Here is a 26,604-nt window from a genome sequence, read left to right as displayed (position 1 = left end):
TTATGGATTAGTAGTTACAACAATCTTAACTGTTATAACCTGAGTTTAAATTAAACAATTTAAACGCAGGTTATAAAGCTTAATCAAGGGGCAAGCTATGGTGACGTTTACAATTAATGGCAAGGTGGTTGAATCACACGCAAGTGAAGATACACCATTGTTATGGGTTATTCGTGATGAAATTGGATTAAAAGGTACGAAGTTTGGTTGCGGTATTGCAATGTGTGGTGCGTGTACGGTGCATTTAGATGGGCAAGCAACTCGCTCATGTGTTTTACCAATTGGCGCAATTGCAGGAAAAAACATTACCACAATTGAAGGGCTTAATAACGAACACCCACTTCAAAAAGCATGGGTTGAAGAGCAAGTACCACAGTGCGGTTACTGTCAGTCGGGGCAAATAATGCAAGCTGCTACATTACTGGCAGCTAATCCAAGTCCTTCAGATGAAGAAATAGTAAGCCATATGAATGGTAACTACTGTCGCTGTATGGCTTATAAACGTATTAAAACTGCTATTCAACGCGCTGCAGATGAGTCACAAAGTGTAGTAAATATATTTGATCCAAATGCACAAGACGCTTAACTGGAGCCGATAATGAAAAAATTATTTCAAAAAAATAGCGAAACCGTTAATTTAAATCGTCGCTCGTTTATGATTGGCACTGCTAGCGCAGGCTTAGTCATGGCGTTTGCCCCTGCGTTATTTTCGGGTTCGCTCAGTGCAAAAGAATCAATTGCGCAACAGGCTTTTTCACCCACTATTTGGTGGACTATGAGCACCGACGGCGCCGTAGAAGTGAGTATTGCTAAAGCTGAAATGGGTCAACATATCGGTACTGCTCTTGCGCGTATTGTGGCTGATGAGCTTGAATGTGATTGGGATAAAGTATCAATTACCTACGTAGATACTCATGAAAAATGGGGCTTTATGGTAACGGGTGGTTCGTGGTCTGTATTTCAAAGCTTCAAGCCATTATCTCAAGCCGGCGCTGCGGGTCGAATTGCATTAATAGAAGCCGGAGCTAAAATGCTCGGTGTGCCTGCAGATAAATGTCGTGCTGAAAAGGGCTATATTATTGCAGGCGAAAAATCGGTTAGTTACGCAGACATAGTTAAAAAAGGCGAGTTTAATCGTACATTTACCAGTGATGAAGTTGCAAACCTTCCACTAAAACCTGCTAATAAACGTCATTTAACTGGGCTTAAACAAGACTTTAAAGCGCTTGATATACCAGCCAAAACAAATGGTACAGCAGTATATGGGATAGATGTAGAAGTCGAAGGCATGCTGTACGCGCGTCCAGTTATTCCACCAACTCGTTATGGCAGCACAGTAACAAACGTTGACGATAGTGCAGCAAAAGCAATTAAAGGTTACAAAGGCTATGAAATTTTAAATGACCCTAGTAACACAGTGCAAGGCTGGGTTGTTGTATTAGCTGATAGTTACCCAAGTGCCATTAAAGCAGTAGATGCTTTAAAGGTGAGTTACAAAAAGGGTGAGTCGGCAAATATATCTGAAGCTGATATTCAAAAAGAAGGTAAGCGATTATGCGAGCAACGCGACTCGGGTACTTTGTTTGTTGATGAAGGCGATATAAAGAAAACCCAAGCAAACGCTAGTGAGTCGTTAGAATCAATGTATACCACAGCGACAGCGAGCCATTATCAGCTAGAGCCATTAAACGCGGTTGCAGAGTTTAAAGACGGAAATTGGATTATTCATACAGGTAACCAATGGCAGTCACTTACGTTACCAGCGCTTGCTAAAGCACTCGATATAGAACAAAACAAAGTAATTATTCGTCCTTATTATTTAGGTGGTGGTTTTGGTCGTCGATTATTTGGTGATTGGACTGTACCTGCGGCTCTAACTGCAAAAGTAGTAGGTAAACCAGTAAAACTGGTATTTACACGGGCAGATGATAGTTTATTTGATCAGTCTCGCTCTGCATCTGCTGCAAAAATGACGGCGTCGTTTGATAAAAATGGTACCTTCACAGGAATGGAACATGCATTTGCCGCTGGTTGGCCTACTAAAGCTATGGCACCAGGGTTTTTATCACCGGGTGTTGATGGCAAAGGTAAATTTGATGCATTTTCGGCATCGGGCGCTGATCATTGGTACAGCATGAGCAGTCATCGTGCTCGCGCTATTAATAACGAAGTTGCACAAAGCACCTTTAATCCAGGTTGGTTACGTTCAGTAGGGCCAGGTTGGATTGCATGGAGTCTTGAGTCGTTTATTGATGAAATTGCCCATAAGCAAGGCAAAGATCCTGTTCAATTTAGAATTGAAATGTTAGATGGTAAAGGCAAGCAAGCGGGTAAAGCACCTGAGAGCGTTGGCGGAGCACTGCGCTTACGTAATGTGCTTAAAACGGTGTCTGACAAAGTAGCTTCTGTAAAATTAGCTAAAGATGAGGGCATTGGTTTTTCTGTAAGCTCAGGGCAAGAACGTACCATGCCAGCATGGCTTGCAACCGCAGCGCATGTTCACGTTAACCGTGATAGTGGTAAAATAACGCTTAAAAAGCTTTATGTTGTTGTAGATGCGGGCTTAATAGTTCACCCAGATGGCGCACTGGCGCAAATTGAAGGGTCGTTACTATGGGGCAGCAGCCTTGCATTGCATGAATCAAATACGTATAAAGATGGGCAAGTATCTGCGACTAACTTTAATACTTATTTACCGCTAAGAATGCAAGATGTGCCAGATATGGACATCGAGTTTTTACAAAGCGATGAGTTTCCAGTTGGTTTAGGTGAGCCTGGCGTGATAGGGGTTGCTCCTGCTATTGGTAATGCAGTGTTTAATGCTGTAGGCGTGCGTTTACGTGACCTACCAATGAAGCCAAGCGAACTTAAAAAAGGCTTAGAAGCGTAAAACAAAATAATTAAAGGGGTATGCTTTAGGCTGCCCCTTTAAGTTATTAAATATATTTATGTAATTATTATTTATGTATCAATAGGTAGCGTTGTTTATACCAGTTTGCTTAATTAAACGATTAAGTATTAGTGCAAATTGGTATTAGGTTGTTATTACGTGTTGATATTAGTTAAGGTTTATTTATGCTAATCGACCCAACAGGGCGAGAGTTTAGTTACTTACGTTTGTCTATTACTGATGTATGTAATTTCAAGTGTGTTTATTGTTTACCAGATGGTTATCAGGGCGGTCCCGACCGTGGCTTCCTCACAATTGATGAAATTAGCAATACGCTTAAAGCGTTTGCACACCATGGTATTGAAAAAGTAAGGATCACTGGCGGAGAGCCAACCCTTAGAAAAGACTTTATAGATGTTGTTCGCGCGGCAAAAGATGTTGCGGGCATAAAAAAAATTGCAATGACTACCAATGGTTTTTCTCTTCATAAGAATATTCATGACTGGGTAGATGCAGGCTTAAACGCCATTAATGTAAGCATTGATAGTTTAGATTCGCGCATGTTTAACACCATTACTGGGCATGACAAATTTACCTCAGTAATGAAAGGTATTGATACTGCGCTTGAAACGGGTATTGATTCGGTAAAAATAAACAGCGTGCTGATGAAGCAATACAACGCAAAAGAGTTTGATACATTTTTAAATTGGGTTAAACACCGCCCCGTCACCATCCGCTTTATAGAATTGATGCAAACAAACGACAACAAAGCCTTTTTTGATGCTAACCATGTATCTGGGCAAGTTTTAAAAACTCAGCTATTACAAACGGGTTGGCAGCAAGTTGCGCGTAGTGCATCAGCAGGTCCTGCTCAAGAGTTTGCCCACCCTGATTATCAAGGCAGAATTGGTTTAATAATGCCTTACAGCAATGATTTTTGTAGTACCTGTAATCGACTAAGGGTTACAGCAAAAGGAAATCTGCACTTGTGTTTGTTTTCTGAAGAGGGTATTTCGCTAAGAGAATATATGAACGACAGTTCGCATAGTGAATTAATGGCATTGTTATCTCGCTATATTAAAACTAAAAAGCCAACTCATCTTTTGCATCAAGGTAATACGGGCATCACCACTAATTTATCTATGTTAGGTGGTTAATTTTTAGAGCTAATTTGTAAACAAAAACATCAAACGTGTCCCTAAATCACCAATAAAAGGGTGTGTTTACATGGTTTTAGAGCAACAAAGCTTGTTAAATTGTATTTTCACGTTAAACTTACTTTTTATTTTTATTAAGTGATTAGAATGGATATCGCAGCCCTTAATAGCACTAAATCATTAAGAAAGGACGTTCTAAGAGGGATGTGCCTTTGCTTTGGTGTTTTATCGGTTGGATTTGCGGGATTTAATTTAACCGTAAATAACTTTCCATTGCTTGGCTATATCGAAATCTGTTTTTCCATTTATTGTATATTTACTTACATTACACTTATACGCCGCCCATTACAGTTTTGGCAATCCGTTGTAATGTGCGCACTTATCACATTCATCGTTATTTTGGGTACATCTTTGGCGTCGCCTCGTAACGGTGTGTATGTATGGTCGTTTGCATTACCTATTTTGTACTACCTACTATTGGGTAAACAATATGGTGTAATTTTCTCTGCAAATTTATTAGTGATCCAAGTGTTTATTTTAGGTAGTCAGTCTACTCTTGCCCCTTTTGAGACTTTTAACTTATCCCTTAATCTACTCTGTGCTTATTTAAGTATTTGGGCGATTTCTCACGTTTTTGAAGGGAGTCGTTCACACTTTTCAAGGCGACTTAAAAATTTAGCGTTACTTGACCCACTAACGGGTGCAGGCAATCGCCTTTCAATGAACCACTACTTTGAAGTAGAACTACAAGATAAATCACAGTTATATTTATTCTTACTTGATTTAGATTTTTTTAAACAAGTAAATGATGAATATGGCCATGGTGTGGGTGACCAAGTGCTTATTGAAGTAGCAACTTTACTAAGAGTTATACTCGCTAGAGGGTATGTATTTAGAGTCGGCGGTGAAGAGTTTGCTTTATTTAGCTCTTTTGAAAATGATGAGGCCGCGCTGAAAACCGCCGAACAAATAAGGGCGCGTTTTGAAAGTACCACATTTGACATTGACGGCCTTGCAATCAATGTTACAACCAGTATTGGTGTCGCAAAATTTAAAAGTACCAATTCATTGGAAAGCTTTGTAAACCAAGCTGATAAACAGTTATACAAAGCAAAGCAATTTGGTCGCAATAAAGTGTATTGTAAGTTTAAAAAAGAAAATGATTACCAGGCAGTCGTTGCGTAAGTCGTGCTACTTAGTACATTTGTTCAAAGTTAGGGATGCCGTTTTCCCAAATCGGTTTATCTTTTCCTAAATGCTCGCGTACAGCATCAAAAAATAATCGGGTTCTTACTGGTAAATCTCGATGCGGATATACGGCATACATCGCGCTAAATTCCATCAGTTTTACATCGGTCAATAAAGGCACTAACTTACCTTGTATTATTTCATCACCAATAATGAATGCAGGGGCGACAAAGTAAGTTGTACCCGATAATGTTTTCATTAACAATGACTCGGCATCATTAGCACGAAACACACTTTTTATTTTTTGCTCGCAGCGCTCACCTTTACTATCGTAATAATCAATTGCTTCTACTCGAATAGAGTTACTGGCATAGCTTGCTGCTGGTAATTTCGCTAACTCTTCCATTGTTTTTGGCATACCATAAGTTTCAATAAACTGTGGCGCAGCTAAAATTAATAATCGATTACGCGCTATTTTACGTGCAATAAGTGACGAGTCTTTAGGCTCTCCTACACGAAAAGCCAAATCAAATCCTTCAGAGACTATGTCTACTAATCTATCGTCTAAACGCAGTTCAACTTCTACTTGCGGAAAGCGTTTTTGAAAATCATTAAGTACAGGTTGTAAATAACGACGACCAATAAGTGTTGATGAAGTGATTTTTAAAACGCCGCGCGGCTCTAAATGGTAGTTTTCAGCCATGCGCACGGTTTCGCCGAGCAGCTCTCTAAGCTCTGCGGCTTTTTTGATCATTTCGGCGCCTGCCGCAGTGAGCGAAAATGAACGGGTAGTACGGTTAAGTAACCTAACGCCTAACTCATCCTCTAAACGGCTAATTTGTTTAGATATAACAGAGCGATCTATGTTGCGTATTTCTGCAGCTTTAGCAAAAGAGCCTTGCTCAACTACTTCAAGTAACATTAAAAGTCGACTTGTTGTATCCATTATTACACCTTAACTAATCTATTGATGCCATTTTGGCATTAATGAATTTAAAAATCTATGGTTTTTACACACGGGTTTAATCCGTATTATGCGAGGCTAATTAACAATGGAGCGTCTTCATGAACAAACATCTAATTGCTGCTGCACTTACTGCGGCATCTTTAACACTTGCGGGTTGTGCTGATGAGAGCACAGCTCAATCAGCACCTGCACAGCAACTTCAACCAATTGATGTAGCACAGGTGCTTGTTAAGCCGGTACAGAGCTGGCACACATATACAACTCGTTTAGAGTCTCCACAAGAAGTTGCTTTAATGCCGCGTGTATCAGGAATCATCGATAGCATTGAATTTAAAGAAGGCGACGTGGTTAAGCAAGGCGATGTTTTATTTCAATTAGATGCTCGCCCATTTGCAGCGGTTGTTGCAAGCTTAAAAGCGCAAATTAAAAGTGCAGAAGCCGCACTTGAACAAGCTAAAAGTGAAGACAAACGTGCGGTACGCTTATTAGACCGTAAGGCAATCTCTACAGAGCAAGCACAAGCGCGTACTTCAACACTGCGCCAACGCGAAGCACAGCTTTCTGCACTGCAAGCACAACTTACCTCAGCAGAACTTGATTTAGAGTTTACGTCAGTAGTATCACCAATTGACGGCATTATTTCTCGTGCAAATATTACTAAAGGTAATAACGTACTTGCGGGTCAAAGCGTATTAACATCGATTGTTTCAAACCAAGCTATGTACGCTTATTTTGATGTTGATGAGCGCACATGGAATAGCTCCTTTAATGATGTTACTGCTGCGAGCCATCAAACTGTTGTAATGCAAAAAGTCGGTCAAAGTGATTTTGCATACAAAGGCTACATTAACTTTATTGATAACCAAATTAATTCATCAACGGGCACATTACGTGTACGTGCGGTATTTAATGAAGACAACAACCAATTACGCGCAGGCTCGTTTGCACGTATCAAGCTTGCAGCCAATTCTATTAGCGACGCTATTATTATCCCAGAACGTGCAATTGGTACTGACTTAAAAAATCGTTTTGTATTAACCGTTGGCGAAAACAACGTACTTGAATACAAACTAATTACTATTGGTGAACGTTACGGTGCATTACGTGCGGTTACTTCAGGCCTTAACGAAGGTGATGTAATTGCTGTAAATGGTCCTGCTCGCGTAGGTCCTGGTATGCCAATCTCTCCGCAAACAGTAACAATTGATACAAGCGGTGTGGCATTTACATTGTCAAACGACAACGCACAACTTGTGGCTAAGCAATAAGGTTTATTGATGAAATTTTCGCATTTCTTTATACAGCGCCCAATATTTGCGGCTATGCTGTCGTTGGTTATTTTAATTGCTGGTGGCATATCACTATTCCAATTACCAGTAAGTGAATACCCAGAAGTAGTTCCTCCAACAGTTGTTGTTACCGCCAACTACCCAGGTGCTAACCCTACCGTTATTGCGCAAACAGTAGCAACACCGCTGGAGCAAGAAATTAACGGCACTGAAAACATGTTATATATGTTTTCGCAAGGTACTAGTGATGGCCGTATGACATTAACGGTAACTTTTGCGTTAGGTACCGATTTAGACCGTGCTCAAGTACAAGTACAAAACCGTGTAAACAGTGCACTTCCGCGTTTGCCAGAAGAAGTACAGCGTTTAGGTGTTGTGGCTGAAAAGTCATCACCCGATTTAACCATGGTAGTGCATTTATACTCACCTGAAAAAACGCACGACACAGCTTACTTATCTAACTATGCTGATTTAAACATTAAAGATGAAATTGCGCGCTTACCAGGCGTAGGTGATATTCGCATGTTTGGTGCAGGCAAATACTCAATGCGAGTATGGCTAAACCCAGATGCACTTGCTGCACGCGAATTAACAGCAACAGATGTAGTAACAGCACTTCGCTCGCAAAACCAGCAAGTTGCCGCAGGTAGCTTAGGTGCGCAACCAATTTCAAACGACAGTCAATTTCAAATATTGTTAAACGTTAAAGGTCGTTTAAACAGTATTGAAGAATTTGAACAAGTTATTATTAAAGTAGGCGACGAAGGTCAGTTAACGCGTTTATCTGATATAGCCCGTGTTGATCTAGGTCAAGACACTTACGCACTGCGTGCAGAGCTTGATAACCAACCAGCTCTTGCAATGCCAATATTCCAACGTCCAGGTTCAAACGCTATTGAGCTTTCTGATCAAGTACGCGAAACAATGGCGCGCTTATCTAAAGATTTCCCTACTGGTGTTGAATACGACATTGTGTACGACCCTACGGTATTTGTTCGCGGCTCAATTGACGCGGTAATTGCCACTTTGCTTGAAGCAATTGTACTGGTAGTTATTGTTGTTATTGTATTTTTACAAACGTGGCGAGCATCAATTATTCCGCTAATTGCTGTGCCTATTTCACTCATTGGTACGTTTGCCGTAATGCAGTGGTTAGGTGTCTCAATTAATACCTTGTCGTTGTTTGGTTTAGTATTGGCCATAGGTATTGTTGTAGATGATGCGATTGTAGTTGTTGAAAACGTAGAGCGTAATATTGAAAAAGGCTTATCGCCACTTGAAGCAACCCGCGTTGCAATGAGCGAAGTAACAGGCCCTATTATTGCCATTGCGCTAGTACTAAGTGCTGTATTTATTCCTACTGCGTTTATTACCGGTTTATCAGGTCAATTTTATAAGCAATTTGCACTTACAATTACAATTTCGACGATAATCTCAGCGTTTAACTCATTAACGTTATCGCCTGCGCTTGCTGCATTGTTATTAAAATCGCACGATGCAAAACCAGATGCCTTCACGCGTTTACTTAATAAATTGTTTGGTCGTTGGTTGTTTAAACCGTTTAACCGCGTATTTAATCGTGGTGCTAAAGGTTACGAAAAACTGGTACAAAAACTAATCCGTATGACCGTTGTTGTAATGGTGGCTTATATTGCACTTGTTGGCGGCACAATTAAGTTATTTGATACCGTACCAGGTGGCTTTATTCCACAGCAAGACAAACAGTATTTAGTGGCTATTGCGCAGTTACCTGACGCATCAAGCCTTGATCGTACTGAAGATGTACTTGCTCAAATGCAGCAAATTGCATTAGAAGTCCCAGGCGTTGCACATACTGTTGCTTTTCCTGGCTTATCAGTGAACGGTTTTACAAACAGCCCTAACAGCGGCATTGTATTTACACCACTTGAAAGCTTTGACAAACGTACCGATCCAAGCCAATCAGCGATGGCGATAGCGGCGCAGTTGAATAAACGTTTTGCTGCCATTGATGAGGCATTTGTAGCGGTATTTCCACCGCCGCCAATTCAAGGTTTGGGCACTACAGGTGGTTTTAAACTGCAAATAGAAGACAGAGCTAATAAAGGGTTTGAAGCACTATTTAATAGCCTGCAAGCCGTTATTGGTAAAGCGCAACAAGACCCTGCATTAATGGGCCTTTACTCAAGTTTCCGTATCCAGGTTCCACAAATGGATATTGATATTGACCGCGAACAAGCGCTTATTCAAGGTATTCCACTTGATGAAGTATTTAATGCACTGCAAATTTACTTAGGCTCTGTGTACGTAAATGACTTTAATATGTTTGGCCGTACGTACCAAGTAAATGCACAGGCTGATGCTGACTACCGCTTAGACCCTGATCAAATACTTAATTTAAAAGTACGTAATCGCTCAGGTAATATGGTGCCATTAGGCTCTGTATTAACAGTAACACCAACAATTGGTCCTGACCGTGTTATGCATTACAACGGTTACCCAAGTGCAGAGTTAAATGGTAGCCCAGCGCCAGGTTATAGTTCTGATCAAGCACAAGTTGCTATTGAAAAAGTACTCGCAGACACACTACCAACAGGTATTGAGTATGAGTGGACTGAAGTAACGTACCAACAAGTACTTGCCGGTAACACCATGGTTTATGTATTCCCGTTAGTTGTATTACTTGTATTTATGGTACTTGCAGCGCAGTACGAGAGCTTACGTTTACCACTGGCAATTATATTAATTGTACCAATGACTATTTTCTCAGCCTTGTTGGGCGTGTGGTTTGTTGGCTCTGACAACAACATATTCACCCAAATAGCGCTCATAGTTCTGGTCGCGTTGGCTTCTAAAAATGCGATATTGATGGTTGAGTTTGCAAAAGATAGACACGACTCAGGCTTATCGCACTTAGAGGCAATACTTGAGGCATGTCGTATGCGATTGCGTCCAATATTAATGACGTCGATTGCATTTACAGCAGGTGTTGTACCGTTAGTACTTGCCACCGGTGCGGGCGCCGAAATGCGACACGCAATGGGTAACGCCGTATTCTCAGGCATGATAGGTGTAACCGTGTTTGGTCTATTATTCACGCCGGTATTTTATATGTTAGTGACTAACAAAAAAGAGAAAGCGCAGGAGAATACCCATGACTAAATTAATGCAAAAAAGACTTAAAACAAGTCTAACTGTCAGTGCAGTATTAGTCGCTGCGTTTTTAGCCGGGTGCGCGAGTAAAATAGACACCATGAGCGAGCAAAAAGCTGTTAACGAATTTGTTGCTAAAGCTAATATTGCGAGTAACGTCAGCGTTGCTGATGAAACAAACTGGTGGAAAAAGCTTAATTCTGATCAACTAAATGAGCTTGTTACTGGTGCGCTTGCAAATAACTATAATTTGCAAACAAGCCAGCTAACACTTAAAAGTGCATTAGCGCGATTAGGAGAGCAAAAAGCCCAGTACCTTCCGCAAGGTGGCGTAAATGTTGGCGCAGCTCGAAGCGATGCACCAAGCGTTTATGACCGTCAATCAAGTGCAAACGTTGCACTTGATTGGCAGCTAGATTTATTTGGTCGCATAACAGCGTTGGTTGATGCTGCAAATGCATCGGCCATGAGCCAAGCAGAGCAAGTACGTTTACTGCAAATTGAAGTAGTTTCGTCAGTTGTTAAAGGCTTTGTAAGTTATCAAGGTAATGTTGAAAAACAACACATTGTAGCACTTCAAATTGAAGCGCTTGAGCAAAGTATTGACGTTCTTCAAGCCCGTGTTGACGAAGGTGTTGCAAACGAGCTTGATTTAAACCGTACGATGGCGCAGCTTAGGCAGCAACAAGCACTAATGCCTGCCATTGAGTATGCAAAATACAGCGATTTATCTGCTCTTGCAGTACTAAGCGGTAAGCTAGCGCAAAATATTGCTATTGAAAACGAGCAAAGCGTGCTTGAACGTGACTTTAGCGTTGCACTAAAAAATGCTAATAATGCCATTGCCTTACGTCCTGATATTAGCCGTGCACTGTTTGACTTTAGCCAAGCAAATAGTTTAAGTGTTGCAGCTAGCAAAGCGTTATTACCAGATATTAGCTTATCTGCATTTGCAGGGGTTGTGAGTATAGACAGCACAGGCTTAAAAAATACCGATCAGCAGTGGCAAGTAGCGCCGCAGTTACAATGGTCGTTATTAAGCTACCCAGCATTATTAGCACAGCGCGACGCGCAGCAGTTTTTAAGTGAAGCCGCATACAGCGATTATCAACAAGTGGTATTAACTGCACTAAGTGAAAGTGAACTTTCACTGCAATTGTTGGTCAATCAAGCACAGCAAAAACGCTTTGCCGATGAGCGCTATGACTTTGCTAATAAAGCATTTTTACAAGCCCAAGCAATGTATGAAGAAGGTCAAATTCCTTACCTTGAGTTGTTAGATGCGCGTCAGGATGTTTTAATAGCACAAGAAAATGCTGTTGAAACAACAATTTCTTCACTGCTTGCCAAAGTAAATGCTTACCAGTCATTTAATGGCCAATGGAGTTATGCGTTAAACGACACTAATAAGTAGAGTTATATTGATGCCAAATACTGAAAATTTACATGAATACATTATCCCGCAAACAATGCGCGCTATTGTACTGCCAGAACCAAATGAAGCAATTAACTTAGCGGATGCTGAGCTGCCTGTTCCAGACTGTGCAGATAACGAGCTGCTTGTAAAAGTAGAGTACGTTGGTTTAAATCCAGTTGATGGTCAATTTGCTAAAACAGGCTTTTGTAAGTGGCAGTATCCACACATTTTAGGCTTAGATGCTGTAGGTGTTGTGGTTAAAGCTAATAAAGGTGTGTTTCCAAATGTTGGCGAGCGGGTTATGTGGCATGCCAACATTGGTGAGCAAGGTGCTTTGAGCGAATACACCAAAGTACCTAACTTTGCAGTGTCGGTTGTGCCAAGCGGTTTAAATCCGGCCATTGCAGCAACACTTCCATGCGCCGGTATGGCAGCACTTATCAGCTTAGATAAAATAGGCATTAGTGAAGGCGATACTATTTTTATTGAAGGCGGAGCCGGAGCGGTAGGGCAGTTTGCTATTCAATATGCAAAACAGCGTGGTGCAGATGTATTTACCACGGCATCAAAGCGTAACCATAAATTGGTTAAGCAGCTAGGCGCTGATGTGATTTTTGACTATAGCGATAAAAAGCTATGCGAAAAAATCCGCAGAGAACTTGGTCCGCAAGGCTTTGATGCGGTTATTGATACGATAGGTGGTGAGTGTACTCAGCGTAATATTGAGTTAATGCGTTTTTGCGGACGTATTGCCTGCTTAAATCCACTCCCTTGTTTTGATCAAGACTTAATGTATCACCGAGCGCCAAATATTAGCGTTGTATCAATTGGTGGTGCATGGCTTGCTAATAGTTTATGTGCACAACAACGCTTGAGCTTTATGGGCAACCTGTTACTTGAAGGAGCTGTTAGTGGGGACATTAAACACCCAGAAATAACGCCCGTAGATTTTAGTGCTGAGTCAGTATCGCAAGCGCTTAATAAACAACTTGCTGGTGGTTTTACCGGCAAGCAAATTGTTAAAGTTGCTAAGTGAAGCGCTTATACAATTTGATTTAAATTTAGGTAGTTTTAGCTAGATTAACTGATAATGTAGCCTCTACAAATTGAATAAAAACGTAGCCTATTTGTGCTGCGTTTTTTTATGCCCATCAAAAAGTAGATACAGCGCTAGGGTCTGTTGATCTTTCAAGGTTGAATTTGCAGCAGTCTGTTTGGTATTTAGGTAAGGCAGAGCCTATGTAGTGTGGTTATTCCCCATAAATGGGCGATAACGTAGCATTAATGCCAAACAGGCGCTGCCCAAGGGGTTCTTCCTAGGGGCTATTTACTCTTTGTTGCTCGGTTTTTACTTAGCCCACTAGGTTACAAACCTCGCGCCGCGATTAAATAGCCCCTAGTTTGAACAAATTTTAATCCGCAAAGATCAACAGACCCTAGAGCTTTTGCTGTTTTATTCATCATTTTAGTCAAAATACTTTTTTTCAGCGTACAACTGTAAGCCTTTGTGTTTCAACAGTTTACGTTCAGGTAAAGAAAATAAATTGAAAAAACTGTTAATTAATTGAATAGAGTAATTGATCTAAACGATTTTTTATGACGTAATGTAGTTATTATTTAGCTGGTCGGATGAGTTCAATCATGAGTTTACGTACAAAACTAAAAAAAGTATTACCAAGTATTTCTATCACAGAACAAGAAGCGCTAGACGCGGGTGATGTATGGCTTGAAGGTTCTATCTACCAAGGTAAACCTGATTTCAGTGCACTTCGCGACGTACCTGCTGCTACATTAAGCGCAGACGAGCAAGCATTCTTAGACGGTCCAGTAAAAGAACTACTGGGCATGATTGACGATTCAGTGATTCAAAACGGCATTCATTTACCAAATGACATCTTAGAATTTTTGAAAAAAGAGCGTTTTTTCTCGCTTATCATTCCTAAGTCGTTTGGTGGTTTAGAGTTTAGCCCTTATGCAAACTCTACCATTGTTGGCACAATTGCGACTAAAAGCTCAGCAGTTGCGGTAACCGTAATGGTTCCTAACTCGTTAGGCCCAGGTGAGTTATTACTTCACTTTGGTACGCAAGAACAACAAGCACATTACTTACCACGCCTAGCAAATGGTACAGACATTCCATGTTTTGCATTAACAAGCCCTGAAGCGGGTTCTGATGCAGGTGGTATTCCTGATGTTGGTAAAGTAACTAAAGGTATGTACAACGGCGAAGAAGTCCTTGGTTTAGAAATTACCTGGGACAAGCGCTACATTACGCTTGCACCTATTGCTACCGTACTTGGTTTAGCATTTAAAGTAGTTGACCCTGATGGTCTGCTAGGTGGTAAAGAAAGCTTAGGTATTACCTGTGCACTTATTCCAAAAGAGCACCCAGGTGTTGAGCTTGGTAATCGCCACGACCCAATGGGTATTCGTTTTTACAACGGTACTACACGTGGTAACAAAGTATTTGTACCAATGGATTTTGTTATTGGTGGACAGAAAAACATCGGCCGTGGTTGGCAAATGCTGGTTAGCTGTTTAGGTGCTGGCCGTGGTATTTCATTACCTGCGCTAGGTGTTAGTACAGCACAAGTTGCATTTAAATCAGCATCTGAATACGCAGCAGTGCGTGAACAGTTTGGTTTAGCCATTGGCCAGTTTGAAGGTATTCAAGAAAAACTAGCTGACATTGCAGGTAAAACATACCTACAAGAAGCAATGCGCGTACTTACAACTGAAGGCTTAGGCATGGGTTTAAAACCATCAGTAGTAACCGCAATCGCTAAATACCATATGACAGAGCTTGGTCGCGACGTACTTGATTCAGCAATGGATATTCAAGCAGGTAAAGCGATTCAAAATGGTCCACAAAATACATTAGCAAGCGGTTATGTTGCACAGCCGATTGCCATTACGGTAGAAGGCGCGAACATTCTTACACGTAACCTAATGATCTTTGGTCAAGGTGTTATGCGTTGTCACCCATATTTACAATCTATGGTTGAGTCAATTCACAGTGAAGACAAAGGCGCAGATAAAGAATTTAACGGCATTTTGCGTAAAACAATCGGCTACAGCACAGCAAACAGCTTACGTGCTTTGCGCTTAGGTGTTTTACCATTTACAGCAAGTGCAAACTCTGATTTACCAGAAGTACGTGACTACGAAAAAGCAGTACATAAACTATCTGCAAAACTTGCAGTGTACGCAGACTTTTCGTTACTTGTACTTGGCGGTAAGTTAAAACAAGCAGAAATGCTATCGGCACGTTTAGGCGATGTAATGAGCTTCTTATATGCAGCTATGGCATCAATTAAATACTACGAGCAAAAAGTATCAAGTAGTGACCGTGAGCAAGCAGCGCCGTATTTCCATTACGCGACTCGTTTTGCACTACAAAGTGCTGAAGAAGCATTGCATAAGTTTTTAGATAACTTCCCTGCAAGCGGTACACGTAAGTTTATCCGTTTCATTACAATGAACTACTCAACTAAAATGCCAAAAATTAGCGACGATTTAATCCGCGAACTAGCTAAGCAAGCTCAGCTAGATACCGCATTTAAAGCGCAAATCACGCATTTAGTTAAACCAGTAGTGGGCGATGGCCATCATATTAATGAGCAAGCTTACAAAGCTAAAATGGCATCACTTGGCGAGCTGGCTAAAGTTAAAAAAGCATTACGTGCTAAAGTAATTAAGCCAGGTGCACGTTTTAACATTACACTTGATAACGCATTAGCGGCAAATGTAATCACGCAAGCTGAGCACGTTCAGTTAATTGATTACAACATCAAACGTGAAAAGGCGATTCGTGTAGATGAGTTCGATTTTGATATGAACCTACTAGATGATAACGCACAGCCAATTAACCCGCTTAAAAGCGTAGTTAATCAGTAAGTTAAAGTAATTAAATTCAATGATGCAAAGCGCCCGCAGTTGTCAGTATGGAATTAAGTTTGTGTTAGCTTAATAAAGTTTGTGATTTTAATTAAGTTTGTGATGAAATGCTGACAGTGTAAAAAAGAGCCGAAAGGCTCTTTTTTTTGTGTCAGCTAATAAATTTAGTATTTTACTTTGTTAGTCGCACTAAAAGTTATTTAAAAAATTAGAATTAATAGCTTTAATCTACATTATAATTGGAGCTTAAAGTTTAATTGACTTATTTGTTTAAAGTATACACGAAAGCGTTCCTTCCCCCCGTCAACCCTACCAAATCACATCAAATCAGATGTACACTACCTGAGTAATATGGCATATTAGCCTTAGTAATATATTGACTACTAATATGGTTTTAATATGACCGAAAGATGGCTATCCGTTGAAGAAATAGCAAATCACCTTGGTGTAAGTAAAGACACCGTATATGCATGGCGAGAGAAAAAAGGTTTACCTGCGCACAGGGTCGGTAGGTTTTGGAAATTTAAAGCGAATGAAGTTGATGATTGGATAAGGAGTGGAAATGCTTCTGAATCATCTGATGGTGGCAGTATATGAGTAGTATTAAAAAGAAGATGTCTCTTACACTTAGGCCAGCAATGATCCACGAGAATTTAATTATTGCAGAGGAATATAATAAATTTAAGGATTGGATTCAGGTTCGTGAAGAAGTACTAAGTAACAACCTTTTACAAGCTAGAACAGAAAGTACCTTAAAAACAATATATGGTGAAGTGTCCAAACGACTTATGAACTTAACAGACGATGAGTTAGTGTTAATGACTAAGTCTGACGTTGACGTTAAGCATTTAGTTTGGTTATCTATTTGCCGCCAATATTTATTTACGTATCAGTTTGCGATTGAAGTCTTATCAGAATATTTTAACAAGAGTCGTTTTCAACTATTCACAGAAGACTATATTGCTTTTTTAAATGCAAAAGCTGAGTGGCATTCTAATCTTGATAAAGTCACTGAACAATCCAGGTATAAAGCCCAGCAAATTATGTTCAAAATGCTAGTTGAGTGCGGTTTAATTACTAAAGAAAAAGAAATTTTACATCAAAATATATCTCCCAAACTTCGAGAGCTTATAAAGCAAAATAATGCTGATGATCTTGCTATTTTTCCGGGGGAGTATAGTTAATATGGCTGGAAAGTTTAATAGTGTCCTAACCAAGGCTAATTTCCGTGATGCGTACACGCATTTGACTGATGTTCTTGCTAGCGAGCCATTTCGAAACATGGAAGGGTTGAACGGGGATATACCTTTTCATATTTGCCCCTTCGAACCGTCACTTCAAAATGATATTAATTTGCTAATAAAGCAAATAACAAACTATCTAATCGATGCCCAAGTTAAAGTGTTGGAAGTCAATTTATATGACCTAGTTATAGAGCTATGTAAAGAAGAAGGTGATTGGGAATGGCTATTAGAAAATGAAGCCTCTATATCTAAGCAGGAATTTAAAGAAGAAATTCAAGGTATTATTGACACTAAAACGATTCTTATTCCCGCCGTTGTAAAAAAAATGTCTGAGAATACTTTTGATATTTTAATTATCACAGGGGTTGGCGAGGTTTATCCGTATATTAGATCAAGCAACCTCCTTGAAAATCTACAAATTAAAGCTAAAGAAAAGCCAACAATAATGTTTTACCCCGGACAATATAAGCACTCAGTTGAAAAAGGGACTTCTTTAGTTTTATTTGGAACTTTAGAAGACGATAAATATTACAGAGCTTTTAATATTTTAGATCGCGCTATATAAGGAATAAGCTGCATATCATGAAATTATCTCAATTATTTGCAAAGAAAGTAGACAGACCAATTGAAGGTGTTATTAAAGCGGATGACGATGTTGGTTTATATCTAGAATTAGATGAATACGTTATTACAGATGAAGTTGCCAAACGACTCGATATCTTTTTGGATGCATACCTAAATTATGCTGGTGCTAACGGTGTATGGGTATCTGGTTTCTTTGGTTCTGGTAAGTCCCACTTATTAAAAATGCTCGCCTTACTTTTAGAAAATACATCTATTGAAGATATAAGCCCGTTAGATATTTTCTTAGAGAAGCGTCCACTAAATGAAGGTGGAATCTTTGCAAATGATCTTAAGCGTGCTGTTGCTATTCCTTCAAAAAGCATCCTATTTAATATCGATCAAAAAGCTGATGTAATCAGTAAAACTGAACTTGATGCCTTGGTCGCTGTTTTTGTAAAAGTTTTCGATGAGCATTGTGGTTTTTATGGTAAACAAGCTTACATAGCGCAATTTGAGAGAGAACTGAAAGACGATGGCTTGTTAGACCATTTTACCAATACATTTGAATCTATCAGCGGAATGAGCTGGATAAAAGGTCGTGCAAGAGCAAAACGCATGGCCGCTGATGTTGATAAAGCTTATAACCAAGTATCTGGGCAATCTGTTACCAGTATTCTAGATAAATACCGTGAAGATTACAGGCTTTCAATTGAAGACTTTGCTGAGCAAGTACAAAGCTATATTGAAAAGCAAGAAGAGGGTTTTAGATTAAACTTCTTTGTGGATGAGGTTGGGCAATATATCGCTGGTAACATTAAGCTGATGACGAACCTTCAAACGGTCGCTGAAAGTTTAGCCTCTAAGTGTAAGGGACAAGCTTGGGTTATTGTCACAGCTCAAGAAGATATGTCGAAAGTGATTGGCGAAGCTGATCAAAGTAATGAAAGCGATTTTACGAAAATTCAAGCTCGCTTTAAAAATCGAATGAAGCTCACCAGTCAAGACGTTGCAGAAGTAATTCAAAAACGTTTGCTTGAGAAAAAAGAAGAGTTTATTCCACAGTTAACAGAATTATATCATCAGCAAGAAAATAACTTTAAAACCTTGTTTGATTTCGCAGATGGTTCACAGTCATACCGAAACTTTAAAGACAAAGAGCACTTTTTACAAAGCTATCCGTTTATCCCGTATCAATTTGGGCTTTTTCAGTCTGCTATCCAAAACCTCTCAACGCATAGTGCGTTTGAAGGTAAGCATAGTTCAGTTGGTGAGCGTTCAATGTTAGGTGTTTTCCAAGAAGTAGCTATAGCTATAAAAGATCACAACCTTGGCGAACTAGCGACGTTTGATTTAATGTTTGAAGGTATTCGTACCGCACTTAAAACAGCAAACCAACAGTCGATATTAAAAGCTGAACTTCAATTAGACAACAAGTTTGCAATACGACTATTAAAAGCACTGTTCTTAGTAAAATACGTGAAAGAATTTAAACCCACAGTAAGAAATTTATGTGTACTAATGCATGATAGTTTCAAGCGTGATATTCCTTCATTAAAACTAGAAGTAGAGCAAGCACTAAACTTACTTGAAAAAGAAACTTACATTCAACGTAATGGCGACTTGTTTGAGTACTTAACAGATGAAGAACAAGACATAGAAAAAGAGATCAAAAATGTAGAGATTGATTCTGATGTTATAGCTTCTGAACTTGAGAAGTTGATTTATGACGGTGTACTTAAAAATAGAAAGATTCGTTGGGTAGAAAACAACCAAGATTATCCGTTTAGTCGTAAATTAGACGATAAAATATCGGGTCGTGAGAATGAATTGGCAATTAATGTTATCACCTCATTTCATGACCATCGTGATGCATTTGAAAAACATAAATCAGATACGTTATTTAATGACGAATTACGTATAGTGCTGCCAGAAAGTGTCCGATTAGTAACCGATTTACTTCTTTACAAACGAACTGAAAAATATGTCGCTCATGAAACTAAAGCAACACAACAAGACAGTATAAAACGTATTCTCACTGAAAAAGGTATACAAAACGTTGATCGCTTAAATCAGCTTAAAGTACTAGTATCTAAACTCGTTGGTACGGCAAAATACTTTGTAGCAGGTGCAGAAATTGAATTAAGTGGCGAAGATGGCCAAAACAAAATGGTCAAAGCGTTTGGTGAGTTAATCAAACACACTTACCCAAACCTAAAAATGCTGCGTGATATTACTTACAGTGAAAATGATATTGCCGATATTATTAAAAAAGCAGGACAAGGCTTACTTGTTGATAACACTCAACTTCCTGAAGCTCAGCAGGAGATGTTTTCATTCATTCAAAGTAATAGTCGAGGTGGAATCCGTACCACGGTTAAATCGTTAGTTGAAAAGTTTGAAAGTAAACCGAATGGTTGGTCTTATGCCGCTATACTTTGTAACCTCGCATACTTATGCGCAGGCGGTAAGATCGAAGTTCGTGAATCCACTAACTTGCTTGATGATAAAGATCTAGTTCGTGCATTAAGAAACATTGCTACCCATGCTAACTTGATACTTGATCCACAAGTGGAGTTTACACCTTCACAAATACGCGGTGTAAAAGAGTTTTATCGTGACTACTTTGAAAAGGTTGCTCATGCGACAGAAGCGAAAGCTATTGCCAAAGAGCTGCAAGAGTCCTTTGCAGAACAGGCGACTGAGCTTGATAAGTTACAGTCACAATCAGAGCAGTATCCATTTTTGCGAGTATTAACCGATATAGTAACTAAGCTTCAAGAATTCAAAACAAAACCTTATACATGGTTTATGACCGAACTTACCCAAAATGAAGATACTTGGTTCGACTATAAAGAAAAGATGATAGACCCCATTGTTAAATTTATGAGAGGTCCGCAAAAATCTACCTTTGATAAAGCTAAACAAGTGGTAACAGAGCAAAAGGCAAATATAGAGTACGTTGAAGGAGCGGAGTATCAGCAAATAAAAGATGCTTTAATTAGTGCAACTATTTTTAAAGGTAGCGCTATACAACAACTTAAAAGTGATACAGATGCGCTAGAAAATAAAATTATAGAGCAAGTAAACTTAGAGCGTAAAAAAGCCATTGAACTAGTTAAAAATCTTCAAGATAAGCTAGTTGGTTTTTATGAATACAAGTCGTTAGGGCAAGATAAGAAAGATCAACTGCTTACCGAATTTACGCGTGCTGTTGATAAATTAAAGCAACAAGCATTAATTGCGATGTTACGTGATGAAGCAAGACGATTCGAAGATCAGATTTATTCGGCTCAAGTACAGAGATTAATGACATGGTCTCAACCTGCTCCTAAACTAGATCCTGTGCCAGAACCAACACAAACCTCACCAGAGCCTCAGGCAGGTTTGTTTGGTGGTAAGACTGTTGATCCTTCACCAAAAGTTCAAGAGCCAACTTTATCAAAAAACAAAGCAGAAATTAAAAGTGTATCCGCAAAGCAAATACGTGTTGATTACCCTAAACCATGGCTTGCTAGTGAAAGTGATGTTGAAGGTTATTTAGAAGAATATAAAAAGGTATTACTAGCTGCTATTAAAGAAGGGAAGCATATTCAATTATGATCACTAAATTAACATTAGAGAATTTTTCAGCTTTTGAAGACGTTGTTATAAATTGCTCATCTCAAATAAATATTATTGTTGGGGAAAATAGCTGTGGCAAGACACAAATATTAAAAGCAGCATACCTGTTAGGAAAAGCTAGCTCATTGAAGTCAGCAGGAGTGTCTGATTCAAAAATACAGGCTCAGATAAAGTCATCTTTACTTGGCTTATTTAAACCAAGAAGTAGAAGGTTAGGGGGAGTCATAAATAGGGATGCGAAGAAAGATTGTAGTCTTTCGATTGAAGATGCATATGGCTCAACAAATACAATTAAAATTGAGAACGATAAATCTACTGAAACAGTAAACGTTCTTGATGAAAAATTTGATTTAGAAACAGGTGTATTTTTACCTACTAAAGAAGTGCTTACTTTGTTACCTGCTCTTGAGTCAAAAAAGGTAAATGAAAAACAGCTAAGAGAGTTGTTTGATGAAACCGTAGTTGATCTTTGTTTAGCTTTCATAAATAACGATACATTGGAAGAAAAAGAACTTCTTAACCGAGATCAGAGGTTAGGGGGAGTGTTAAAACAACTTTGTGAGAATATTGAAGGTCAATATCGCTATAAAGACAAAGACCACTACTTTGTTGCCGGAAATTATCAAGAATACACAGATAAGCCTAATGAGTTTTGGTTTAAACCTATTGCGGGTAGTGAATTATCTACGACCATGACAGCGGAAGGTTACCGAAAAATTGGTATGATTCAGCAGCTTATTTTGAATGGTCAGATTAATAACTCAGCTAAAAGCACGTTATTTTGGGATGAGCCAGAATCAAATTTGAACCCTAAGCTTATGAAAATGATAGTTAAATCACTATTAGAAATATCTAGGAATGGTAAACAGATTTTTATTGCGACACATGATTATGCATTGCTGAAGTGGTTTGATTTACTAGCTAAAAAAGGTGAGAAAATTGGGGATAGTATCCGATACCACTTACTTACAAAAGATCCTGTAACACAAAAAGTTATATGCGAATATTCTGATGACTATAGCTTGATTAGTAAGTCTACAATAAGTGATGCTTATGCTGAAATTTATGATCAAGATGTCGAACGAGCGTTAGCAATATGACGGTGAAATTTAAAGCTGAGGAAACAGCTGACCTTGAATTTGAATTTCCAAAAACTTTATTATGGGAAGAGTTAGATATACAGGGAGTTACTTTACCCGAGAATATGAAATTTGTTGATATTGTAATTGAACGGGAGACTGACATTTTATTAGTTGAAATAAAAGATCCCTCTAATATTCGCTCACCTGAAAAAGAGCAAAATAAATATAGTAAGCGTTTAATAAATAACTCTGTATTAAAGAAAGAACTTACTCCCAAAGCTAGAGATTCATATTCTTATATGCATTTAATGGAAAGAGATACTAAGCCATTCAAATATATAGTCTTGCTTGGTCTGGATGCATATGATGACTCAGTTCAAAAACTTATTTTAACAGGGTTTAAAGATCGGTTAATGGCAGATATTCAAAGTGAAGGTCAAGGTTGGAAACGAAAATATGTACAAGATTGTGTCGTTCTTACTGTGGAACACTGGAATAAAGTTTTTGATTGGCCATTAAAAAGAATATCAGCAACCGCTTAACAATTAAATTAGGTTAATCATGGATACATCCAAATTAAAAAAATTCGCTCAATTTGCTCGTCGTAATTTAATTGAGCAAGTGCAAAGTAAACTAAAACTCGTCTTAGCTGATGAGAGTGCTGCTCGTCGTGAGCATCCTAAAGCGGTTAAAGAGCTAGAACAAAAAATCAATCAGTCTTCAAATAAAAAAGATGCCGAAGAGCAACTCATTGAGCTAGTGGCTTACACTTGGTTTAATCGCTTTTGTGCGCTTAGATTTATGGATGTAAATCAATATAATCGTATTATGGTGTTATCACCTATTTCAGGGCAATTTCAGCCTGAAATATTGGCAGAAGCAAAAGCAGGTCATTTGGATGACTCTGTTTTTAATGACAAAGCGCGTGGAGATATTCAAGGGCTATTAAGTGGCTCAGTTCCAAGTCGTGACGGCCAAGCTGAAGCCTATCGGTTAATAATTGTTGCTGTGTGCAATGATTACCATCGTCTAATGCCATTCTTATTTCAGCGTATTGAAGATTATACAGAGCTGTTAATGCCTGATGATCTATTATCGGGTAATTCTATTCTTGCTTACACTCGTGAAGCAATGACGCCTGAAAACTGTGAGTCAGTTGAATCTATTGGCTGGCTATATCAGTTTTATATTTCTGAGAAGAAAGATCTGGTTTTTGAAGGCTTAAAGAAAAATAAAAAGATAACGCCAGAAAATATTCCTGCGGCTACTCAACTGTTTACCCCTCATTGGATTGTTAAATATTTGGTTGAAAACTCATTAGGTCGTTTATGGATGCTCAACAATCCAAACTCAAAAATTATTGAGCATATGGAGTATTACATTAAACCAGTCGAGGATGAGGTTGATTTTCTTAAAGTTGGCAGCCCAGAAGAGTTAAAGATATGTGATAGCGCTTGTGGTTCAGGCCATATACTGACATATGCCTATGACTTGCTATACGCCATTTACTTAGATTCTAACTATGATCCTGTTGATATTCCTGAGCTAATATTAACCAAAAATTTATACGGAATAGAGATTGACGAACGAGCTTCTGAACTAGCTGCGTTTGCGTTAAGTATGAAGGCTCTTAAGGGGAATCCAAATGGTGATGGTAACAATCGTCGTCGATTTTTCCGAAACCCAATCAAACCTAATATTTGTCGATTAGAGAAAGTAAAAATAGATGAAGATGCCCTTAAAGAATATATGGATTTTATAGGGCGAGAGTTATTCACGCATGATTTTAGAGTAACGCTTACTGAGTTTGAAGAAGCTGATAACTTTGGCTCATTGATCCAACCAACGTTGAATAATATTTCTGATGTTTTAGCTATTATTGAAGAAAAAGGTGCGGCAATTGACTTTTCTCTTGATGACACGCATAAGTCTGTTTTAAAAATATTAAAACAGGCTGAATATTTAAGATCTAAATATTCAGCGGTGATAATAAATCCTCCCTACATGGGGAAGAATGGTATGAATGAGCGAATGAGTGTCTGGTTAAAAGAAAATTACAATTTAGTAAAATCTGATTTGTTTTCTTCATTTATTGTACGAGTTTCAAAAATGACATTGAAGCACGGTAGTGTAGGAATAATGTGCCCTAATGTTTGGATGTATATATCATCTTTTTTACACTTAAGAAAAATATTGACCAGTAAATGTAATTTAACCAATTTAGTTGAGCTACCATTAAACGGCTTTAAAGGAGCTACAGTACAAATTTGTGCCTTTAATTTCATTAATCGAAGTGATTCAGTAATGCCGGGTAATTTTATACGATTAGTCGATTTTAAATCGGGTAATTATGATTATTCTGAGTTAACAAAAGAAGCAGTAAAAAATCCTGACTGCGAATACATATTTAGAGCATCAAAGTTTGATTTTGAAGTGATTCCTGGAAATACAATATCATATTGGGCCTCAAAGAAATTGAGTAACTTATTTAAAGAGCACCCAAGTTTAGCTGCTATTGCAAAACCTAAGCAAGGACTCGCAACAACTGACAATGATCGATTTTTGCGTTTTTGGTTTGAATGCTCCCAAGACCAAACTTATATGAATGCTAATAATTCAGATGATTCCCTCAATAGTAAAAAGAAATGGTTTCCAATACAAAAAGGTGGAGCTTTCAGAAAGTGGTACGGCAACAATGAATATGTAGTGAATTGGTTCGAAAATGGGGTGGAAATTAAGGATGTCGTAAAAGAAAGGTATGGAAGTGCTTCAAAAAGAGTCGTAAATGAACCTTTTTATTTTAAGACTGGAATTACATGGTCGTCTCTTTCAAGCTCTTCGCTTTCTATGCGTTATGTACCAAATGGTTATATATTTGAGACGAAAGGGTCTATGTGTTTTTTTGAAGCATCAGAACAATTAAAACATGTACTAGCATTTTTTAATTCAAATATTGTAAACCCATTACTTGAGTGTGTCAGCCCTACTTTAGATTATCATGAAGGACCTATTGGAACTCTACCTATCAGCCAAACCGTACGGCCTGAGTTGATTCTAAATGTTGATAAAGCAGTTGAAATATCAAAGATTGACTGGAATGAAAGTGAAGTATCTTGGGAGTTTACAAGCTTTTCTCTTTTAAAAGGACTAACTGAAAAGAATAAGCGGTTACAAGATCAGTATTCGAATATTCGTGAAAATGAACTTAATAGAATTGAAAACCTTAGACAGATTGAGGTATCCAACAATAAAATCTTGATAAATGATTATAGTTTAGATGGGGAGCTTCCCACTGCTGTCGATGAAAATAAAATCACTCTGAATTGTAATTCAGCTTATAGGTTCCCGAATACAGTAAGAAAAACATTATCTGTAGAAGAAAGAGAATCATTATACAAAAAAGTGATTTTAGTTGAGTTTATTTCTTACTCGGTAGGATGTGTTTTTGGGCGTTTCTCGACCGATGAAGAAGGTCTGATTTTAGCTAATCAAGGCGATACGATAGAAAATTATCTTTCTAAAATACCTTCACCAACATTTATGCCTGACAAAGATAATGTGATTCCAATTATCGATTTTGATGGTGATTGGTTTGAAGACGATATTACAGAACGTTTTAAAGCTTTCTTAAAGGCAACTTTTGGGGAAGAGCACTTTGCTGAAAATTTAGCATTTATTGAAGAAGCCATCGGTAAAGATATTAAAAAGTATTTTGTCAAAGATTTCTATACGGATCATGTTAAGCGTTATAAAAAACGACCTATTTATTGGATGTTCTCAAGCCCTAAAGGCTCATTTAACGCATTAATTTATATGCATCGTTATCAGCCTGATACTGCTAGCGTTGTATTAAATGATTACTTACGTGAATTTCGTACTAAGTTAGAAGCACGTAAAGAAAGCTACGAGCAAGTTGAAATAAGTGCATCGGCAAGCCAAAAGGATATAACGCAGGCGATTAAAGCCATTGCGAAAATAGATAAAGTGCTTGAAGAAGTGAATGACTACGAGCATGACGTATTGTATCCACTTGCTGGAAAGAATATTGAAATAGACTTAGATGATGGCGTTAAGCACAACTACCCATTATTTGGTAAAGCACTGAAAAAAGTAGCAGGCTTATCTTAGTTTTAACGTAAATATTAGTTTGTTAATT

General features: G+C 38.5%; 17 protein-coding genes. 16 read left to right on the top strand and 1 reads right to left on the bottom strand.

What is annotated here, in order from left to right:
• Nucleotides 1-97 precede the first annotated feature (97 nt).
• The 4 genes from JG479_RS17870 (at nucleotide 98) to JG479_RS17855 (ending at nucleotide 5,232) form a co-directional block, all read left to right on the top strand.
• Nucleotides 98-586 carry a (2Fe-2S)-binding protein gene (locus tag JG479_RS17870; RefSeq protein WP_007582016.1) on the top strand — a complete coding sequence of 163 codons (489 nt, stop codon included), beginning with the start codon at nucleotides 98-100 and terminating at the stop codon, nucleotides 584-586.
• A gap of 12 nt (nucleotides 587-598) precedes the next feature.
• Nucleotides 599-2,890 (top strand): xanthine dehydrogenase family protein molybdopterin-binding subunit, encoded by a 2,292-nt coding sequence (locus JG479_RS17865; RefSeq protein ID WP_200220636.1) that lies wholly within the window; start codon nucleotides 599-601, stop codon nucleotides 2,888-2,890.
• A 185-nt stretch (nucleotides 2,891-3,075) separates the two neighbouring features.
• A complete protein-coding gene (gene moaA / locus JG479_RS17860) occupies nucleotides 3,076-4,047 on the top strand; it encodes a GTP 3',8-cyclase MoaA (RefSeq protein WP_200220635.1) in 972 nt (323 codons plus the stop codon).
• A 147-nt stretch (nucleotides 4,048-4,194) separates the two neighbouring features.
• Nucleotides 4,195-5,232, top strand: coding sequence for a GGDEF domain-containing protein (locus tag JG479_RS17855; RefSeq protein ID WP_002958691.1), 1,038 nt, complete (start codon nucleotides 4,195-4,197; stop codon nucleotides 5,230-5,232).
• Between the two features lie 10 nt (nucleotides 5,233-5,242).
• On the opposite strand, the gene JG479_RS17850 is transcribed toward JG479_RS17855, so the two are convergent.
• Complete coding sequence (locus JG479_RS17850; protein WP_002958690.1) at nucleotides 5,243-6,181, bottom strand: LysR family transcriptional regulator; 939 nt, start codon at nucleotides 6,179-6,181, stop codon at nucleotides 5,243-5,245.
• A 119-nt stretch (nucleotides 6,182-6,300) separates the two neighbouring features.
• Between JG479_RS17850 and JG479_RS17845 the strand changes: the two genes are divergently transcribed.
• The 12 genes from JG479_RS17845 to pglX all read left to right on the top strand — a co-directional run bounded on the left by JG479_RS17845 (nucleotide 6,301) and on the right by pglX (nucleotide 26,576).
• The gene (locus JG479_RS17845; RefSeq protein ID WP_002958689.1) at nucleotides 6,301-7,470 is read left to right on the top strand and encodes an efflux RND transporter periplasmic adaptor subunit; all 1,170 of its coding nucleotides are present in this window, start codon (nucleotides 6,301-6,303) and stop codon (nucleotides 7,468-7,470) included.
• Between the two features lie 9 nt (nucleotides 7,471-7,479).
• Entirely contained in the window at nucleotides 7,480-10,632 is a 3,153-nt protein-coding gene (locus tag JG479_RS17840) for an efflux RND transporter permease subunit (protein ID WP_002958688.1), read from the top strand.
• Complete coding sequence (locus JG479_RS17835; RefSeq protein ID WP_193226861.1) at nucleotides 10,625-12,037, top strand: TolC family protein; 1,413 nt, start codon at nucleotides 10,625-10,627, stop codon at nucleotides 12,035-12,037. Before JG479_RS17840 ends, JG479_RS17835 begins: the two co-directional genes overlap by 8 nt.
• A 10-nt stretch (nucleotides 12,038-12,047) precedes the next feature.
• Nucleotides 12,048-13,076, top strand: a complete 1,029-nt coding sequence (locus tag JG479_RS17830) for a zinc-binding dehydrogenase (protein ID WP_200220634.1) — start codon at nucleotides 12,048-12,050, stop codon at nucleotides 13,074-13,076.
• Nucleotides 13,077-13,681: 605 nt separating this feature from the next.
• On the top strand, nucleotides 13,682-15,937 hold the full coding sequence (locus JG479_RS17825) for an acyl-CoA dehydrogenase (RefSeq protein ID WP_200220633.1): 2,256 nt from the start codon (nucleotides 13,682-13,684) through the stop codon (nucleotides 15,935-15,937).
• A gap of 399 nt (nucleotides 15,938-16,336) precedes the next feature.
• The gene (locus JG479_RS17820; RefSeq protein ID WP_200220632.1) at nucleotides 16,337-16,534 is read left to right on the top strand and encodes a helix-turn-helix domain-containing protein; all 198 of its coding nucleotides are present in this window, start codon (nucleotides 16,337-16,339) and stop codon (nucleotides 16,532-16,534) included.
• Nucleotides 16,531-17,121 carry a DUF1819 family protein gene (locus tag JG479_RS17815; protein ID WP_234047912.1) on the top strand — a complete coding sequence of 197 codons (591 nt, stop codon included), beginning with the start codon at nucleotides 16,531-16,533 and terminating at the stop codon, nucleotides 17,119-17,121. Before JG479_RS17820 ends, JG479_RS17815 begins: the two co-directional genes overlap by 4 nt.
• A gap of 1 nt (nucleotide 17,122) precedes the next feature.
• A complete protein-coding gene (locus tag JG479_RS17810; RefSeq protein WP_200220631.1) occupies nucleotides 17,123-17,746 on the top strand; it encodes a DUF1788 domain-containing protein in 624 nt (207 codons plus the stop codon).
• Between the two features lie 17 nt (nucleotides 17,747-17,763).
• Nucleotides 17,764-21,345 carry a BREX system P-loop protein BrxC gene (brxC, locus tag JG479_RS17805; RefSeq protein ID WP_200220630.1) on the top strand — a complete coding sequence of 1,194 codons (3,582 nt, stop codon included), beginning with the start codon at nucleotides 17,764-17,766 and terminating at the stop codon, nucleotides 21,343-21,345.
• Nucleotides 21,342-22,466: an AAA family ATPase gene (locus JG479_RS17800; RefSeq protein WP_200220629.1), complete on the top strand. Its 1,125-nt coding sequence runs from the start codon at nucleotides 21,342-21,344 to the stop codon at nucleotides 22,464-22,466. The genes brxC and JG479_RS17800 overlap by 4 nt, the downstream gene beginning before the upstream one ends.
• Nucleotides 22,463-22,990 (top strand): hypothetical protein, encoded by a 528-nt coding sequence (locus tag JG479_RS17795; RefSeq protein ID WP_200220628.1) that lies wholly within the window; start codon nucleotides 22,463-22,465, stop codon nucleotides 22,988-22,990. Before JG479_RS17800 ends, JG479_RS17795 begins: the two co-directional genes overlap by 4 nt.
• A gap of 19 nt (nucleotides 22,991-23,009) precedes the next feature.
• Nucleotides 23,010-26,576 carry a BREX-1 system adenine-specific DNA-methyltransferase PglX gene (gene pglX / locus JG479_RS17790; RefSeq protein WP_200220627.1) on the top strand — a complete coding sequence of 1,189 codons (3,567 nt, stop codon included), beginning with the start codon at nucleotides 23,010-23,012 and terminating at the stop codon, nucleotides 26,574-26,576.
• Nucleotides 26,577-26,604: the final 28 nt, after the last annotated feature.

It is taken from the genome of Pseudoalteromonas sp. LC2018020214, from assembly GCF_016598755.1.
In the GTDB taxonomy this organism is placed as follows: Bacteria; Pseudomonadota; Gammaproteobacteria; order Enterobacterales; family Alteromonadaceae; genus Pseudoalteromonas; species Pseudoalteromonas distincta.
This window is presented reverse-complemented; position numbering and strand designations above follow the sequence as displayed.